This window comes from Agromyces sp. CF514, from assembly GCF_900113185.1.
Classification (GTDB): domain Bacteria; phylum Actinomycetota; class Actinomycetes; order Actinomycetales; family Microbacteriaceae; genus Agromyces.
Genome location: NZ_FOZD01000002.1, coordinates 519,312 through 536,965 on the forward strand (window position 1 = coordinate 519,312; position 17,654 = coordinate 536,965).

Annotated in this window: 14 protein-coding genes; 5 read left to right on the plus strand and 9 right to left on the minus strand. The window is 72.4% G+C overall.

All coding sequences use genetic code 11. The features are described from left to right. Positions 1-12 precede the first annotated feature (12 nt). Positions 13-1,056, minus strand: a complete 1,044-nt coding sequence (locus tag BM342_RS15175) for a LacI family DNA-binding transcriptional regulator (protein ID WP_092967644.1) — start codon at positions 1,054-1,056, stop codon at positions 13-15. 448 nt (positions 1,057-1,504) lie between these two features. Between BM342_RS15175 and BM342_RS15180 the strand changes: the two genes are divergently transcribed. The 3 genes from BM342_RS15180 (at position 1,505) to BM342_RS15190 (ending at position 7,674) form a co-directional block, all read left to right on the plus strand. Beyond that, positions 1,505-3,757, plus strand: a complete 2,253-nt coding sequence (locus BM342_RS15180; RefSeq protein ID WP_255368841.1) for a discoidin domain-containing protein — start codon at positions 1,505-1,507, stop codon at positions 3,755-3,757. A 240-nt stretch (positions 3,758-3,997) separates the two neighbouring features. Further along, positions 3,998-5,443 (plus strand): DUF1996 domain-containing protein, encoded by a 1,446-nt coding sequence (locus BM342_RS15185; protein WP_092967648.1) that lies wholly within the window; start codon positions 3,998-4,000, stop codon positions 5,441-5,443. Between the two features lie 41 nt (positions 5,444-5,484). Beyond that, positions 5,485-7,674 (plus strand): discoidin domain-containing protein, encoded by a 2,190-nt coding sequence (locus BM342_RS15190; RefSeq protein WP_255368842.1) that lies wholly within the window; start codon positions 5,485-5,487, stop codon positions 7,672-7,674. A gap of 184 nt (positions 7,675-7,858) precedes the next feature. Here BM342_RS15190 and BM342_RS15195 read toward each other — a convergent pair whose 3' ends face one another. The 5 genes from BM342_RS15195 to BM342_RS15215 form a co-directional block, all read right to left on the minus strand. Continuing rightward, entirely contained in the window at positions 7,859-8,818 is a 960-nt protein-coding gene (locus BM342_RS15195) for a nucleoside hydrolase (RefSeq protein ID WP_092967652.1), read from the minus strand. 57 nt (positions 8,819-8,875) lie between these two features. Then, positions 8,876-9,382, minus strand: coding sequence for a GNAT family N-acetyltransferase (locus tag BM342_RS15200; RefSeq protein ID WP_092967654.1), 507 nt, complete (start codon positions 9,380-9,382; stop codon positions 8,876-8,878). Positions 9,383-9,532: 150 nt separating this feature from the next. Beyond that, complete coding sequence (locus BM342_RS15205; RefSeq protein WP_092967656.1) at positions 9,533-11,098, minus strand: DEAD/DEAH box helicase; 1,566 nt, start codon at positions 11,096-11,098, stop codon at positions 9,533-9,535. Between the two features lie 274 nt (positions 11,099-11,372). Further along, positions 11,373-12,002, minus strand: a complete 630-nt coding sequence (locus BM342_RS15210; RefSeq protein WP_092967658.1) for a DUF1684 domain-containing protein — start codon at positions 12,000-12,002, stop codon at positions 11,373-11,375. Beyond that, positions 11,999-12,574: a hypothetical protein gene (locus tag BM342_RS15215; RefSeq protein ID WP_177232219.1), complete on the minus strand. Its 576-nt coding sequence runs from the start codon at positions 12,572-12,574 to the stop codon at positions 11,999-12,001. The genes BM342_RS15210 and BM342_RS15215 overlap by 4 nt, the downstream gene beginning before the upstream one ends. A 228-nt stretch (positions 12,575-12,802) precedes the next feature. On the opposite strand from BM342_RS15215, the gene BM342_RS15220 reads away from it, so the two are divergent. Both BM342_RS15220 and BM342_RS15225 read left to right on the plus strand, forming a co-directional pair. Beyond that, entirely contained in the window at positions 12,803-14,173 is a 1,371-nt protein-coding gene (locus tag BM342_RS15220) for a hypothetical protein (protein WP_092967660.1), read from the plus strand. 78 nt (positions 14,174-14,251) lie between these two features. Further along, positions 14,252-14,938: a 2-phosphosulfolactate phosphatase gene (locus BM342_RS15225; RefSeq protein WP_092967662.1), complete on the plus strand. Its 687-nt coding sequence runs from the start codon at positions 14,252-14,254 to the stop codon at positions 14,936-14,938. 96 nt (positions 14,939-15,034) lie between these two features. Here the strand turns inward: BM342_RS15225 and BM342_RS15230 are convergent, their stop codons facing one another. The 3 genes from BM342_RS15230 to BM342_RS15240 all read right to left on the minus strand — a co-directional run bounded on the left by BM342_RS15230 (position 15,035) and on the right by BM342_RS15240 (position 17,651). After that, the gene (locus tag BM342_RS15230; protein WP_255368843.1) at positions 15,035-15,712 is read right to left on the minus strand and encodes a CGNR zinc finger domain-containing protein; all 678 of its coding nucleotides are present in this window, start codon (positions 15,710-15,712) and stop codon (positions 15,035-15,037) included. 105 nt (positions 15,713-15,817) lie between these two features. Further along, on the minus strand, positions 15,818-16,315 hold the full coding sequence (locus BM342_RS15235; RefSeq protein ID WP_092967664.1) for a SprT-like domain-containing protein: 498 nt from the start codon (positions 16,313-16,315) through the stop codon (positions 15,818-15,820). 115 nt (positions 16,316-16,430) lie between these two features. Next, positions 16,431-17,651: a PQQ-dependent sugar dehydrogenase gene (locus BM342_RS15240; RefSeq protein ID WP_092967666.1), complete on the minus strand. Its 1,221-nt coding sequence runs from the start codon at positions 17,649-17,651 to the stop codon at positions 16,431-16,433. Positions 17,652-17,654 lie beyond the last annotated feature (3 nt).

The window sequence follows — 17,654 nt, forward strand, 5'->3', positions numbered from 1 at the left end:
GGCGTCTGCGCGTCAGGCGCTGCCGCGCGTCACGAGCACCGGATCGAAGATCACCGAGGAGGGCCGCAGGGTCGGATCGTTGATCTGGGCGACGAGGATGCGCGCCATCTGCGCGGCCATCTCCTCGATCGGCTGGCGCACGGTCGTGAGGGCCGGGCGGGCGATCGTGGCGATCACGGAGTCGTCGAAGCCGACGATCGCGACGTCGCCGGGTACGCGCCGGCCCCGCGCCTGCAGCTCGTGCATCGCGCCGAGCGCCATCAGGTCGTTCGCGGCGAAGACGCCGTCGACGTCGGGGGCCTGCGCGAGGATCTCGGCCATCGCGCGCTCCCCGCTCTCGAGCGTGAAGTCGCCGTACGCGGTCGGGGGGAACGCCTGTCCGCGACGGGCCATGGTGTCGCGGAATCCGCGCGCTCGGTCCTGCGCGCTCGGCACGTCGTCGGGCCCCGCGATGAGGGCGACGCGCTGGGCGCCCGTGGCCGCCAGGTGCTCGGCGGCCAGGCGTCCGCCGTCGTGGTTCGCGATGTCGACGAAGCTGAGCGGCGCGCCGCTCGCCGGCCGGGCGAAGGTCACGGCGGGCAGGCCGGCCGCGGCGAATGCGGCGGGGAGGGGGTCGTCGGAGTGGGTCGACACGAGGAGCGCGCCGTCGGCCGCGCCCTGGCGGACGTTCGCGAGCACGTCGGCGCGATCGGTGTCGCTCTCGACGAGCAGCAGCACGGGCTGCGTGTCGAGCGTGCGCAGCGTGCGCACGACGCCGCTGATGACGCGGCTGAAGAACGGATCGGCGAAGACGTCGGTCTCTGCGACCCCGCCCTGCTCGGCGTCGGTGCCCGAGACGGCGACGAGCACGCTGCCGGTGCGGCCGCTCGCGAGCGATCTGGCCGCCCGGTTCGGCACGTACCCGGTCTCGACGATCGCGCGCCCGACGACCTCCTTCAGCTCGGCGGCGACGCCTCGCGTGTCGCGGATGGCGCGCGAGACCGTCGCCCTGGAGACGCCGGCGACTCGGGCGACGTCGTCGAGGGTCGGGGTTCGTACCTCAGTGGGCTTGTCCACGCGACGACCCTAGCACCGAAGGGATCGCGCTCTCCGAGGATCGCCGTCGAACGCGAACGTTTCGGGAACGGTTCCCGGACTTCGCGGTCGATTCACGGTGGATTCGGCCGATTGTGCATGATTCCGGGTCTTCCAACCGGCGTCCAGAGAGCGCTATCCCGATCGCGAGCGAGATGCTGGGCGGAGTCATCTCGTACGCCGTGTGCCGTCGCGATGCCCGAAATCTCGCGGAATGTCGGGTGTCCTATGTGGGACTCCGCGCCGACGCAGCCGGCGAACCGTGACGAATGCCCCCTTGACAGGGGACAAAACCTCGGACGATACTCGGTCGCGCTGGTGTAAGAGCGCTATCCAAGGCATCACGAGTGCCGCGGGCGTGCTGCTCGATGACGAGACGACCAGCCGATCGCGTTCGCGCGGATCGGCGCGACCAGAGGAGACCCTCACCGTGATTTCCCATCCGCCGATCCAGGCGAGGCGCCGTGCGCCGATCCGCCTGCTCGCGCTCGGCGCCGCGATCGCCGCGACGCTCGTCGCGAGCGTGCTCGCGGCACCCCCGCAGGCGGCCTTCGCCGCCCCGGTCAACCTCTCGCAGGGACATCCGGCGACCGCCTCATCGGTCGAGAGCGCCGACTACACGCCCGCGTCGGCCGCGTTCGACGGCGACCCCGGCACGCGCTGGTCGAGCGTCTGGAGCGACCCCCAGTGGATCCAGGTCGATCTCGGCCAGCGCTCGAGCATCGACCGCATCGAGCTCCGCTGGGAGGGCGCCTACGCGAAGGCGTACGAGATCCAGGTCTCCGACACGGGCACCGGCGGATGGACCACCATCCACTCGACCACCACTGGCCCCGGCGGCAACGAGACACTCGACGTCGACGGCACCGGGCGCTACGTGCGCATGCACGGCACGACCCGCGCGAACGGCTACGGCTACTCGCTCTGGGAGTTCCAGGTCTTCGGCACCGCCGGTGAAACGGACCCCGGCACCGACCCGGGCACCGACCCCGAGCCCGGCGAGGTCGACCCCGGCTACCCCAACGAGCCCGGTCCGTTCACGACCCCGAGCGTCGTGAAGGTCGCCGGCGGCAACGGCAACTGGTCGCTGCAGGTGAACGGCAAGCCGTACACGGTCAAGGGCTTCACGTGGGGCCCCTCGTTCGCCGAGGCCGACACCTACATGCCCGGCCTGACCGGGATGGGCGCGAACACCACCCGCACCTGGGGAACCGGCGCCGACACGAAGACGCTCCTCGATTCCGCGGCCAAGCACGGCGTGCGCGTCATCAACGGCTTCTGGCTGCTGCCCGGCGGTGGCCCCGGGTCGGGCGGATGCATCAACTACACGACCGACGCGAACTACAAGTCCACGACGAAGGCCGACATCCTGAACTGGGTGAACGTCTACAAGTCGCACCCCGCGACCCTCATGTGGAGCGTGGGCAACGAGTCGCTCCTCGGCCTGCAGAACTGCTTCTCGGGCGCCGTGCTCGAGGCCGAGCGCAACGCCTACGCGGCGTTCGTCAACGAGGTCGCCGTGGCGATCAAGCAGATCGACCCGAACCACCCGGTCACCTCGACCGATGCCTGGACCGGTTCGTGGCCGTACTACAAGGCCAACACCCCGGCGCTCGACCTGCTCGCGGTGAACTCCTACGGCGACGTCTGCAACATCCGCCAGACCTGGGAGGACGGTGACTACAACTGGCCGTACATCGTGACCGAGGGCGGCGCGGCCGGTGAGTGGGAGGTCCCCGACGACGCGAACGGCGTTCCCGACGAACCCACCGACATCGAGAAGGGCGAGGCGCTCCGCGACTCCTGGCGCTGCATCTCCGAGCACAAGGGCGTCGGCCTCGGCGCGACGTTCTTCCACTACGGACTCGAGGGCGACTTCGGCGGCGTGTGGTTCAACGTGAACCCGGGCGGCAACAAGCGACTCGGGTACTACACGGTCGCCGACATGTGGAACGGCTCCGCGGCCGGCGGCAACACGCCGCCGCGCATCAGCTCGATGTCGATCCCGGGTTCCGGCTCGATCGTGGCCGGTCAGCCGTTCACGTTCAACCTCTCGGTGACCGACCCCGACGGCGACGCCCTGAAGTACGTCACGTTCTTCAACTCGAAGTACATCGACGGCAACGGCGGCGTGCAGTACGTCGAGCACCAGCGCAGCGGCGACTCGATCACCGTGGTCGCGCCGCAGAAGCTCGGCGTCTGGAAGGCGTACGTCTTCGTCGAGGACGGCAAGGGCAACGTGGGCGTCGAGACGCGCTCCTTCAAGGTCGTACCCCCGGCCGTGCCCGGCACGAACGTCGCACTCGGCAAGCCCGCGACCGCGTCGAGCTTCCAGACGTGGGGCGACAACTACACGCCCGGACAGGCGTTCGACGGCAACACCGCGACCCGCTGGTCGGGCGAGTGGGCGCCGACCGGATGGATCCAGGTCGACCTCGGATCACCGAAGGCGTTCGACCGGTTCCAGCTCGTCTGGGAGGCCGCCTACGCGAAGTCGTACGAGGTGCAGACCTCCAACGACGGCTCGAACTGGTCGACCATCAAGACGGTGACCGGCGGCGACGGGGGCATCGATACGTTCGATGCCGCGGGCACCGCGCGCTACGTGCGCCTGAACCTCACCGAGCGCGGCACCGAATGGGGCTACTCGCTCTTCGAGGTCGGCATCTACGACCTGCCCTGACCGCCGCACCCGATCGGCTGCCCTGACCGGCAGCCCGACCGTCCACCCGGGCCGGTGTCCTCTCCTCGCCGGCCCGGGTTCCCCCGGCATCCCCGCGAGTCGGGCGACCTCCGACGTCGCCCGACCCGTCACAGGCGCGCCCGCGCGCCATCCCGAGCCCGATCCCACGGGATCGCAACGCTTCGGCCGCGCCCGACCCGGCGCGCCCGGACCATCCGTCGAATCGAAGGACGTGCATCGATGTTCCCCCTTCCCACCCGCCGGCCGACGCCGGCCCCCGCTGAAGGCGAGCGCACGGCGCCGTCGTCGCGGACCGAACCCATCCGCCGGCCGCTGCCCTTCGCGATCGCACTGAGCGGCCTCGCGGCGCTCGGCCTCGTCGCGGGCTCGCTCGTGGCCGCGAACGCCGCGAACGCGGCATCCGGAACGCTGCTCTCGAAGGGTGCGCTCACGAGCGCCTCGAGCTCCGAGTCGGGCGGCCTCGGCCCCCGCTTCGCGGTCGACGGCGACCGCTCGACCCGCTGGGCGAGCAACCCCACCGACGACGAATGGCTCAGGATCGACCTGGGCGCGAGCCATCCGCTCGAGCGCGTCGTGCTCGACTGGGAGGCCGCGTACGGTTCCGCGTTCACCGTCGAGGTCTCCGACGACGGGCAGTCGTGGGACACGGTCGCCGCCGTCACCGCCGGGACCGGCGGGGTGCAGACCCTCGAGTTCACGGGCGCCGGCCGCTACGTGCAGTTCGTCGGATCCGACCGCGGAACCGGGTACGGCTACTCGCTGTACGAGTTCTCGGTCTACGGCGACGGCGAGGTCGTCGACCCCGAGGACCCGCCCGTGTTCAACGACGAGGTCACGCACCACGAGTTCCAGGCGAACTGCACGTTCTCGCACAACCGCCCCGACGACCCGATCGTCTTCCCCGGGCAGCCGGGCGCGTCGCACCTGCACACCTTCGTGGGCAACCGGTCCACCGACGCGTTCACGACGACCGACTCGCTGCTCGCGAACGCCGGCTCGACGTGCACCGTGCCGCAGGACCACTCGTCGTACTGGTTCCCGGCGCTCTACAAGGGCACCCAGGTGATCGAGCCCGACATCCCGATGACGATCTACTACAAGTCGGGCATCGACGACTATCGCAAGGTGCAGCCGTTCCCGCAGGGGCTCCGCTTCGTCGCGGGCGACATGAAGGCCACCGTCGACCAGTTCCGCACCGCGCCCGGCGCGGTCGAGGGCTGGGAGTGCGGCGGCATCTCGAAGAGCTGGGAGATCCCCGACTACTGCGACCCGGGCACCGAGCTCAACATCCGCTACCAGGCGCCGTCGTGCTGGGACGGCATGCACCTCACGCCGCAGGCCGCGAAGGAGATGGGCCACGGCCCGCACATGGCGTACCCCGTGAACGGGCAGTGCCCCATGACGCATCCGATCGCCGTGCCCATGATCGAGTTCAAGATCGCCTGGCCGGTGAGCGGAGACATGTCGGACGTCCGGCTCGCGAGCGGATCCGACCAGTCGTGGCACTACGACTTCTTCAACGCGTGGGAGCCCGAGGTGCTCGACCGTCTCGTCGAGCAGTGCATCAACGGCGGACTGCAGTGCAACCCGCGCGGGTACGACCTGTACAAGCCGCACCGCGGCGCCGTGCTCGACGAGCAGTACCGACTGATTCCGAAGGCGTGATGACGATGACACGAGACATGACACGAGACATGACACGAGACATGACACGACGACCGGCGGGCATCCGGCGACGAGGTGCGCGGGCCAGGGCGCTCGCGGCGCTCGCCACGGCGGGCATCCTGGGCGGCGGGCTCGCGCTCGCGGGCCCGGGCGCCGCGAACGCCGCCGACTGCGACGCGCTGCCGGCGGGTGCCGCCACGGCGACGGCCTCGAGCTCCGAGGGCCCGTTCACCGCGAACCTCGCGGTCGACGGCAATCCGCAGACCCGGTGGGGTTCCGCGTTCAAGGACGCCGAGTGGCTCGCGCTCGACCTCGGCGAGGACCGCGACATCTGCTCGGTGCAGATCGCGTGGGAGGCCGCCTACGGGCGCGGCTACCGCGTGCAGGTCTCCGACGACGGCTCGAACTGGACCACGGCGGCGACGGTCACGGCGGGCGACGGCGGTTCCGATACCGTCGAGGTCGGTGCGCACGGCCGGTGGCTCAGGATCGACGGCACCCAGCGAGGCACCGGATACGGCTACTCGATCTTCGAACTGGAGGTACTCGTGGGAGAAGGCGGCGACCCGCCCGTCGGCGAGATCCCCGGAGGTGGCGACCTCGGGCCGAACGTGCACGTGTACGACGACCAGACGCCCGACTCCACGATCCAGGCCGAACTCGACGCGGCGTTCACCGCGCAGGAGACCGACCAGTTCGGGCCCGCGCGGTCGCAGTTCCTGTTCAAGCCCGGCAGCTACGACGTGCACGCGCACGTCGGGTTCAACACGTCGATCAGCGGCGCGGGGCGCAACCCCGACGACGTGACGATCAACGGCGGCGTCTGGGCCGACGCGCAGTGGTTCGGCGGCAACGCCACGCAGAACTTCTGGCGCTCGGTCGAGAACCTCGCGATCGTGCCGCACACGGGCGAGGCGAGGTGGGCGGTCTCGCAGGCCGCGCCCATGCGTCGCGTGCACGTGAAGGGCGCGCTCAACCTCGCGCCCTCCAGCTACGGCTGGGCGAGCGGCGGGTTCATCGCCGACTCGAAGGTCGACGGCGCGGTGCGCTCGTACTCGCAGCAGCAGTGGCTGAGCCGGGACTCGACCTTCGGCTCGTGGGAGGGCTCGGTCTGGAACATGGTGTTCTCGGGTGTCGAGGGCTCCCCGGCCCCGCACTTCCCGAACCCGTCGCACACCGTGCTCGACACGAGCCCGGTGACGCGCGAGAAGCCGTACCTCTACTGGGCCGGCGACGACTGGGCCGTCTTCGTGCCGAGCCTCGCGACGAACACGCGCGGCACCACGTGGGAGGGCGGGCAGACGCCCGGCGAGTCGATCCCGATCGACGAGTTCTACGTGGCGAAGCCCGGCGACTCGGCCGAGCGCATCAACCAGGCGCTCGCGCAGGGGCTCAACCTGCTGCTGACCCCTGGCATCTACCACGTCGACGAGACGATCGAGGTCGACCGGGCGGGCACCGTCGTGCTCGGGCTCGGGTACGCGACGATCGTGAACGACGGCGGGGTCGCCGCGATGCGCGTCGCCGACGTCGACGGCGTCAAGCTCGCGGGCGTGCTCTTCGACGCGGGCACCACGCACGCGCCGGTGCTGCTCGAGGTCGGCGAGCCCGGGGCATCCGCCGATCACTCCGACGACCCGATCTCGCTGCACGACGTGTTCCTGCGCGTCGGCGGCGCGGTCGCCGGCAAGGTCGACGACGCGCTCGTGGTGCACGCCGACGACACGATCGTCGACCACATCTGGTCGTGGCGAGGCGACCACGGCGAGGGCATCGGCTGGAACCTGAACACCGCCGATCGCGGCCTCGTCGTGACCGGCGACGACGTCATCGCGTACGGGCTGTTCGTCGAGCACTTCCAGCAGTACAACACCGTGTGGAGCGGCGAGCGCGGGCGCACGGTGTTCTACCAGTCGGAGCTCGCCTACGACCCGCCGAACCAGGCGGCGTGGATGAACGGCGCCACGCTCGGCTGGGCGGGCTACAAGGTGGCCGACCAGGTCGACCAGCACCAGGCCTGGGGCGTCGGCGTCTACTCGTACAACAACGTCGATCCGAGCATCGTCACGCACAGCGCGATCGAGGCTCCCGACAAGCCGGGGATCCGTCTCCGCAACCTCCTCGCGGTGTCGCTGGGCGGCAACGGCATCATCAGCCACGTCGTCAACGACCTCGGCGACGAGGCGAGCGGAACCGACACGATCCCGAGTTACCTGGCCTCATTCAACTGACCAGGACCAGCAGGACGGGCGGCGCGGTGATCCCGCGTCGCCCGTTCGTCATGCCGGTGGCGGATGCCGCGGCATCCGCTGCGCCGGTGTGTGCCGGTGTTCCGGTGTGTCGCTGTGCCGGTGCTCCGGTGCCTCGCGCGCGCCGCACCGGCAGGGCGCGAGGTCCCGGATGTCGCGGAACGGGCTACGGCGCTGCGGGAAGCCCGATCGACTCGAGGAACACGCGCACGAGCCGAGGCGCGTCGACCGTGAGCGCGACCTCGACGGGCGTCCACTCGACGGCGAGGCCGTGCACGAGGTCCTCGCCCGGACGTGTGCGCAGGTCGACCAAGGTCTGCCCGCGTGCGTACCCGGCGAGCTCGACGTGCACCGGCAGGAGCCGGGTGCCGAGCGCGCCGGGGTCGACGAGGGAGCACACCGCACCGGCGTCGCCGATGAGCCCGCTGTACTCGGGCTCGCCGCCGTGGGCGCTCGAGACGCGGTTGCCGAGCAGTGCCCCGACGACGCGGCCCAGCGGGTCGTCGCCCGACGCGAGGCATGCCGCGTGGTCCTGCGCCACGGCGACCGCGTTGAAGACGTCGAGGCCGTACATGTAGGTCGGCACGCCGGAGTCGAGCACGATCGCCGCCGCCTCGGGGTCGTGCCACACGTTGAACTCGGCGACGGCCGTCGCGTTGCCGACCGAAGCCGATCCGCCCATGAAGACGATGCGCTCGATGCGATCGACGACCTCGGGATGCGTGCGGAGCAGCAGCGCGAGGTTGGTCTGCGGCGCGAGGGCGACGAGCGTGATGCGGTCGGGCGACGCGAGGATCGTGCGGCGCAGGAACTCCACGGCGTGGTCGGGTTCGACTCGGCGCGGGGAGGGTTCGAGCGCGACTCCGCCGAGCCCGTCGATGCCGTGCACGGTCGCCGCGCGAGGCGCCTCGATGAGCGGGCGTCGTGCGCCGGCGGCCACCGGCACGTCGGTGCGTCCGGCGGCGGCGAGCACGCGCAGGGTGTTCTCGACGACGCGGTCGAGCGAGACGTTGCCGGCGACGCAGCTCACGCCGAGCAGGTCGAGACCGGGATGGCGTGCCGCGACCAGCAGGGCGAGGGCGTCGTCGACCCCGGTGTCGACGTCGAGGATGACGGGAATGGGCATCCCGTCAGAGTAGCGGTGCACGACCCGTGGTCGGCCGTGCCCGCTCCCTGGTTCGCGTCAGCGCACCATCCGGATCTCGTGGATCGTCTCGCCGAGGAACGGCTCGTCGTGCGACGCGCCGTCGGCCGTGAAGCCGTTGCGCTCGTAGAACCCGATGGCGTGCGTGTTGGCCGAGGGCACCCAGAGGGTGACGGCGTCGTCGCCGACGGTGGCGTCGAAGAGCTTCTGCCCGATGCCGTGGCCGTGGTGGGAGTCGAGCAGGTGGATGAAGAACAGCTCGTGCTCGCGGGGGGCGTCGTCGTCGCGAGCGGGCCCGGCACCGGCGAACCCGACGATCTCGCCGTCGACGAGGGCGGCGAAGTACGTGTGGTCCTCGTTCGACCCGAGGCGGTGGGCCCATAGCTCGGCCATGCGGCGGGGCGAGAGGTTCGCGAGGGTGGCCTGGTCGACCAGCTGGTCGTAGTCTTCGTGCCAGCACTGGGCATGCACGCGCCCCAGCGCTTCGGCGTCGGAATCGCGGACCGGACGGATCACAAGGGCTTCGGCAACGACTTCGGTGCTCATACCCAGAGGCTAAGCCAGGGTGCGGCCAGCGACAAATCGAGGCGATCGTGCCTCCCGATCGTTGTACATCGGTGACAGTCACGGGGCCCGGCGAACGACGAGAACGGCCCCGACGAGCGGGTGCTCGTCGGGGCCGTCTGGAAGCGGGCGTCAGCCCTGCGCGCGACGGTTCGTGCGTGCGTTCTGGTTCACGAGGCTGCCGACGCGGAGCGGCTGCTTCGCGGGGCGACCGGATGCTCCGCGCTGCGCGCCCGTGGTCTGCGCGCCACGGCTGTGGCCCGAGCTCTGCTTGGGGGCGTTCGCCTTGGCCTCGGCGGGGCGGCCGGACCGGTCGCGCCGCGGAGCGCCGGGAGCGACGTCCGAAGAACCGGCGCCGCCGTTGCCGCGTCCGCGACGACGGCGTCCGCCGCCCTCGGTGCGGGCCTCGCCCGACTGGGGAGCGCCGTCGCGAACCGCGCGCTTGCGCTGCGCGTTCGCGCCCTGCGAGCGACCGCCGCCGCCCTGCTGCTGCACGGCAGCGCGGGGCAGGGGCTTGACGTACGCGGCGACCTCGCCGATGAGCGCGACGACCTGCGGCGACTTCGCGGTCACGCGCTCGGGCACGACCTGGATCGCGGCCTTGCGCAGCAGGGTCTTGAGGTCCTGCTTCTGCGAGGGGAGGCAGATGGTGACGACGTCGCCCTCGCTGCCGGCGCGGGCCGTGCGGCCCGAGCGGTGCAGGTACGCCTTGTGCTCCATGGGCGGGTCGACGTGGATCACGAGCTCGACGTTGTCGACGTGCACGCCGCGAGCCGCGACATCCGTCGCCACGAGGACCTTGGCCGAGCCGTCGGCGAATGCGGCGAGGTTGCGGTCGCGCTGCGGCTGCGAGAGGTTGCCGTGCAGGTCGACCGCGGGGATGCCCTGCTCGGTGAGCTTCTTCGCGAGCTTCTTGGCGTGGTGCTTGGTGCGCATGAAGAGGATGCGGCGGCCGGTGCCCGAGGCGAGGGCCGTGATGAGGTCGTTCTTCGCGTCGACGTCGTCGACCTCGAACACGTGGTGGGTCATGGCGGCGACGTGCGAGGTGGCCTCGTCGACCGAGTGCAGCACCTCGTTGTGGAGGAAGCGCTTGACGAGCTTGTCGACGCCGTTGTCGAGCGTCGCCGAGAAGAGCAGACGCTGGCCGGACTGGGGGGTCTTGTCCATGATGCGCGTGACGACGGGCAGGAACCCGAGGTCGGCCATGTGGTCGGCCTCGTCGAGCACGGTGATCTCGACGGCGTCGAGGGTCACGTGGCCCTGCTTCATGAGGTCCTCGAGGCGGCCGGGGCAGGCCACGACGATGTCGACGCCGGCGCGCAGGGCGTCGACCTGGCGCTTCTGGTTGATGCCGCCGAAGATCGTGGTGGTGGTCATGCCGTACGCCTTGGCGAGCGGGGCGAGCACGGCGTCGATCTGGGTGGCGAGCTCGCGCGTGGGGGCGAGCACGAGGCCGAGGGGGCGGCCCGGGCGACGACGACCGCCGGAGAGCTCGCCGCCGAGGCGCGCGGCCATCGGGATCGAGAATGCGAGGGTCTTGCCCGAGCCGGTCTTGCCGCGGCCGAGCACGTCGCGTCCGGCGAGCGTGTCGGGCAGGGTGTCGACCTGGATCGGGAACGGGCTGGTCTTGCCGTCGGCGGCGAGGCTCGCGACGATCGGCGCGGGAACGCCGAGGTTTGCGAAGGTGGTGTCTGTCATGGGTGCCTTTCGGGGCAGGGCGCACCGCACGGGGAAATGCCGCTGCACGGCGTTCGCAAGCTGCGTTGCGCGGTGCGGCGGTCTCGGCCCGGCGGTGGGAGTGGCGAAGGCGCCGGTCGGCGCATCCGTTCGCCGTATGAGAGTCAACGGGCGCTCGGTGAGGAGTCGGCCCGGAAAGCGTTTCTACGACGCAGGCGGCGCGTTCGTCGCGCACACCGTCCATCAGCATAGCGGATGCCGCGGGGCGGCGGCTGTGAGTCCGGTGCCGCGGGGCTCAGCGCGGCAGGCGCTCGCCGACCGGCACCTCCTCGCGCAGGGTGTTGCCCGGCTGCGCGAGCGGGCACGACCACGAGGGATCGTAGGCGCACGACGGGTTGTAGGCGAAGTTGAAGTCGACGATGAGCGTGTCGAGCCCGGCGCCGGGTCCGAGATCGGCGCCCTTGATCGTGTCGAGCAGGTAGCGCCCGCCGCCGTACGTGCCGCCCGGCGCACCCGCGAGCCGGTCCTTCACGGGCAGGAACAGCCCGCCCGCGTACTGCGTGAGCCGCCAGACGTCGAGCGTGCCGAGGTAGGGCACGCGCACGGTGCCCACGAGCGAGAATCGGATCTTGCCGTCGGTCGCGCTCTCGACGACGAGCCTCTGCGGCTCCTCGGGGCGGCGCACCTCGAGCTCGAAGCGCCAGTCGGGGTCGTAGCGCGCGATCGTGAGGCCCGTGAAGGAGGCCCGGTCGTCGGGCAGCAGCGGCGACTGGGGGTGGCCCGCGAAGAGCTCGTCGCGGCCGGACTTCCACAGCTCGTGCCCTGCAGCAGGGTCGTGCGCGCTGAGCTGACGCACGCCTGCGTACAGGCCGGACACGCGCCGTCGCCAGTCGGCGAGCTGGAGCGACGGGTTCGAGCTGGTCATGCGGTGCTCCCTTCAGGGCGAGCGGATGCCGCGGGCGGCCCGTCTGCAGTCGGGCGGGCCGCCGCGGCATCCGCTCCGGCATCCGCCGTGCCCGGCGGGTCGAACGCCCACGTCGGTGCGAGTCGTCGCAGGCGGGCACCGCGCCACTGCCAGAACGCCCAGGTCGGATACCACGCGAGCGCGCCGAGGGTGCCCGCGTCGAAGCGCAGCCGGTCGCGGTAGAGCGTGCGGCCGTCGGGCAGGGCGGAGACGGCCATGCGGTGGTCCCATCGGTCGAACATCGCGAACGGGCCGGTGAGCGCGCCACCGCCGTCGCGCAGCATGCGCACGCCGGGAGGCAGGCCTCCGGGATGGCTGAGGTCGACGACCTCCTCCCCGACGGGCAGGAGGCCGAAGGCGAGCGGCTGCAGGCGATGCCGCCCCTCGGACCACGCCGTCGGCAGTCCGCCGGGTTCGAGCGACGCGAAGTCGAGCCAGGGCGCCACGACCTCGCGCAGCACGGCGGGACTGTGGAGCGCCCGCCACGCGGCATCCGGCGTGCAGTCGAGCTCGAGCTTCAACATGACCCGCATGAGCCGACACTAGGACCGACGGATGCCGCAGCCAAGCAACTTCGCCGCATTCCCGGCGTGCTGGTCGCCGTGTGCGGCCTGACGGGTGCGTCCGACATGCCGGCGCGACGCTGCCGCGCGAAAATCAGGAGATCCCGGACTCGGGCGTCGTGTGGAGAGCCCGGAGGCCGACTCCTCCTGAATTTCGGGACCGGGGTGTTCGCAACTGCACCGCCTAGACTCCGGCGCATGTCCGACGGACTCTGGTGGGTGCCCTCGCTCGTGGTGGCCGGGGTCGCCGTCGCTGCCCTCGTCGGGGCCGTGCTCGGCTTCCGGAGGCTCGGGCACCAGCGCGAGCAGGCCGCGCTCGCCGCGTCGCGCCCGCTCGAGATCGAGGCGAAGTCGCTCATCGTGCAGGCTGACACCGCAGTGCGCGACGGACTCGCCGAGGTCGCCTACGCCGAGGCCCAGTTCGACGAGCCGACCGCGCGCACGGTGCGCGCTGCCGTGGATTCCGCGCAGCGGTGGCTGCGTGAGGCGTTCCTGCTGCAGCAGCGCCTCGACGACGCCGATCCGGACACGGCGGCCGAGCGCCGAACGTGGAGCGCTCGCATCGTCGACCTCTGCCGGCAGGCGCTGCGCACCCTCGACGAAGCGGATGCCGCGCTCGCCGCACGGCGTCGCGCCGAGCACGGCGCGAGCGTCGAGGGTCCGGCGATGCAGGCTCGGGCACGCGAACTCGCCATGCGCAGGCGCGAGGCGGCCGGGACCCTCGAACGTCTCGCACGGAGGTATGCGCGCTCGGCACTCGGCGGCGCGTACGGCGACCTCCAGCGGGCGGATCTCGCGCTCGCCGCAGCCGACGAGCGCCTGGCCGAGGCCGCCGCGGCGATCGCCGGAGCCCGACCGGCCGCCGCCGCGAGCGCCGGAGCCGCCGAGGCCCTCGACCGGGCCGAGCGGGCGCTCGGCGCGGTCGACGCCGTCGAGGCCGAGCTCGCGGCAGCGACCGAGGCGGAGTCCGAACTCGCGCGACGCCTCGAACTGGAGGCGTCGGCCGCGCGCGCCGAGCGGGACGGGGCCGTGCGAGATGCCGCCGGTCGCGACGCCGCCGGTCGAGATGCCGCGCGGGGGAGTGGGGCGGCCGAGGGCGCCGGCCCCGGCGGGACGCCACGCGCCGCCGCCCGGTCGCCGATCGACGCCGGCGCGGGCGACGCCCTCGCGACCGCGATCGCGGAGGCGAACGCCGCGCTCGCCTCCCGTGCACAACGCGCGGCGGACCCGTTCGCAGCGCGCGACCGACTCCGCATCGCCCATGATCGACTCGATGCGGCCCGGGCCGCGGCGCGGGCGGCGCAGTCGAGGCTCGACGGGGCCACCCGTGCACTCGGCGGCGCCCTCGCGATCGCCGAGAGCCAGCTCCGTGCGGCCGACGCGGCGATCGCCCACGGCGGAACTCGCGTCGGCGCAGACGCGCGCACGCGCCTCGCGGAGGCCGAACGCCAGCTCGCGATCGCCCGTCGGGAACCCGACCCGGTCGCGGCACTCGACGCCGCGCGTCGCGCGACCTCTCGTGCGAGCGACGCCGAGGCGCTCGCCGCGTACGACGCCATGCAGGGCTGACCCACCCCGCCTGCCGTACGGCGTCACGAACTCCCACGCGGGTTCGAGACCGGCACCCGACGGCGCTAGCCTGTCGCGGTGAGCGATTCGACGAACGCCCTCGGGCAGGCGAAGTACCAGGTCCGGTTCGACTGGGGCCGCGACGGCGCCGCGCGCCTGCTTCCGGGCGCGCACGTCGTCGTGCTCGTCGACGCGCTGCTCGTCACCACGCAGGCCGTGCTCGCCGCCGAACACGGCGGCTCGCTCCCGATCGCCGACGGCGCGGCACCGGATGTCGCCGCCACCGAGACGGCCGAACTCGCCCGGGAACTCGGCGCCCACGACGTCGTCGTGCTCGCCGCGTCGCTTCGCAACCGCGAGGCGGTCGCCCGCCGCATCCTCGCACTGCAGGAGGCGCGCGGCGAACGCCTGTTCGTCGCCGTCGTGGCTGCGGGCGAACGAGCGGGCGAGCGAGCCGCCGAGCCGGGGGAGCGGTCCGATGGGGCGCCCGCCGCCGGCATCCGCTTCGCGATCGAGGACCAGCTCACGGCGGGTGCGGTCATCGACGCCCTCGTCCGGCTCGGCATCGACCACACCTCGCCAGAGGCCGCGGTCGCGTGCGCCGCGTTCGAGGGCCTGCGGCACGCCGCCGTGCACCTCATCGGAGCTGCGGGAACCGGGGCCGGGCTCACCGCCGACGGGCGCCGTGACGAGGTGCGTCAGGCGACGCAGCGCGACGTGACCGACGTCGTGCCGGTGCTGCGCGACGGCGTGTTCGGGCCGTAGACCCCGACCGGACCGCCGAGCAGCGACAACGGCGACCGCACCGGCCCGTGAGCGGACTGGCCAGCAACGTACCGGCCCGCGACGGACCGGCCGGTGTCAGGCCGCGGTCTGGTCGAGCTCGACGCGTCCGTTCGCGCTCGCCTTGCGGGCACGGTGCGCGCGCACCTTCGCGCGGTTGCCGCAGCGCTGCATCGAGCACCAGCGACGGGTGGCGGCGCGCGAGGTGTCGAGGTAGATCATGTGGCAGTCGGGGCCGTCGCATTCGCGGAGACGGCCGGCGTTCTCGGCCGAGAACACGTCGACGGCGTCGCGCGCGATCGTCGCGAGCGCCTGCGGCACGGTGTGCACCGAGCGGCCGGCCTGACGGGTGCCCCCTCCGAGCGACGGCGGGATGTCGGGGGTGGCCGCATAGAGGTTGACGACGTCGACGTCGGAGCCCCGCAACTCCTCGCCGTGCGCGGCCGCGCGGGCCATGCGCACGATCGCGTCGCGCAGCGACACCGCGTCGAACAGGTCGCGCGAGCGCGCCGACCCGACGGCCACCGGGAAGCGCTCGCGCAGCCACCCGGTCAGGTCGTCGGGTGCGTGCAGCCGCTCGTTCGCCGGCGCGCCGTTGGCCGTCGGGTTCGAGGTGCCCGATGCGCCGGCCGGTTCGCCGAGCGCGCCGGTCACGGCGAAGTCGAGTGCGAACGACCCGGAGTCGAACCACCAGCGCACGCCCTCGAGGGAGACGAGCCATTGTCCGACGGGGATCGACACGGTTGAGACGGGCACCCGGCAATGCTAGCGGGCCGGACGGCCGTCGGATGTCGCGATCCGCTCTCGTTCGCACGAGCGTTTGTGGTCGCCCCGACCTCGTATGCCGGTCGGCGTATGCGCTCAGTCGGCTGCGGCGCTCGCGGCTCGTCGTCGCACGGCGGCCGTGATCTCGCGGCGGTGCCACACGATGAGGTTGGCGCGGTCGAATCCGCGGTGGCAGACCCCGCAGCTGAGCGGCCGCGTCGGTGCGCGGTAGCGGAAGTGCTCGTGGCCCGCCGGGCATCGCCCGACCCACGGTGCGAGCTCGTGCGCGACCTCGCCGTCGTGCGTGCGGCGCCCGACGTAGCCGATCTCCGCCGCGGTGCGGCGCCACTTCGGACCGTGTCCGGCACGGGGTCCGGCCATGGCGTGCGCGACCTCGTGCAGCAGGATCTGGTGGATCTCGTCGTCGTCGTACCTGGCGGCGAGGTAGCGCGACACCGAGATGCGCTTCGAGGTGTAGTTGCAGAGCCCGGCGCGCTTCTTGGCATTGTCGAAGCCGAAGCTCCAGACCTGCTCGTCGAGGTGCAGCACGATGAGCGCGTCGGCCCACCGTCGCACCCGTTCGAGATCCGCCATGAGTCAGAGAATAGTCCCGGATGACGCGCGAGCGGCAGGTTCCGGGCGCCTGCGTCCGGCGCGGTTCGAGTCCGTTCCGCCCGCCCGCCCGTGCCATGCACGCCGTGCGTCGGCCTCAGCCGGCCGGCGCGAGCCGCACGCGGAGCAGCCGGTCGTCGCCCGTGCCCGGCGACCCGCGGCCGTCGGTGTTGTTCGTGAGCATCCAGAGCTCGCCGTCGGGCCCGGGTGCCACGTCGCGGATCCGGCCGAACTCGCCGACGAACCATGAGGTGGACGGCAGCAGGCCGCTCGACGCCGGCGCTGCGACGAGCAGTCGTTCGCCGCGGAGCGCCGCGAGGAACAGCGTGTCGCCGACGACCGCGAGCCCGCTCGGGCTCGCCTCCGAGGTCGGCCACTGCAGCACGGGGTCGACGTATCCTGCGACGCCGCCCCGCCCCTCGACGACCGGCCAGCCGTAGTTCGCGCCGGGGGTGATGCGGTTCAGCTCGTCCCACGTGTTCTGGCCGAACTCGGCCGCCCACATGGCGCCGGTCGCATCCCACGCGAGGCCCTGCGGGTTGCGGTGCCCCATCGAGTAGACGAGCGAGCCGAACGGATTGCCCGGCGCCGGCTTCCCCTCGGAGGTCATGCGCAGGATCTTGCCCGCGAGCGAGGCGGGGTCCTGCGCCGGGTCGCGGCGTCCGCCGTCGCCGACGGTCGCGTAGAGGAATCCGTCGGGCCCGAACGCGATGCGCCCGCCCTGGTGGTTCGCGTCTCCGCGCGGGATGCCGGCGAGCACGGTCGTCGGCGCGCCGAGCGCGTACGAGCCGGGTGCGCCCGACAGCGGCATCCGCACGATGCGGTTCTCGGATGCCGCGGTGAGGTATGCGTAGACGTAGGCGGGCGCACCGCGCCCGGCCGGCAGGTGCGCGAGGCCGAGCAGCCCGCCCTCGGCGCCGGTGACGACGTCGGGGACGGTCGCGGCGACCCGCAGGGATCCGTCGGCGTTCACCTCGACGATCCGCGCGGTGTCGCGTTCGCTCACGAGCGTTCCCCCGTCCGGCAGGCGCAGGATCGACCAGGGTGCCTGCAGTCCTTCGGCCATGGTCTCGACGACGCCGGTCGGCACCATCACGACCGGCGCCGCCTGCGGGGTGGGCGTGGGCGTGGGCGCCGGTCCGGTCGCCGACGGCGACGGGGTCGGCGTGCCGGGCGGGCTCGACGGGGGCGCAGTCCGCGACGCCGGCGCGGAGCACGACGCGAGGGCGAGTGCCGCTGCGAGGGCGAGTGCCGCCGCGGGCGCGAACACGTTCGTCGCCCCGCTGCCGGCCACGCGACCGCCCGCCCTGGTACGCATACC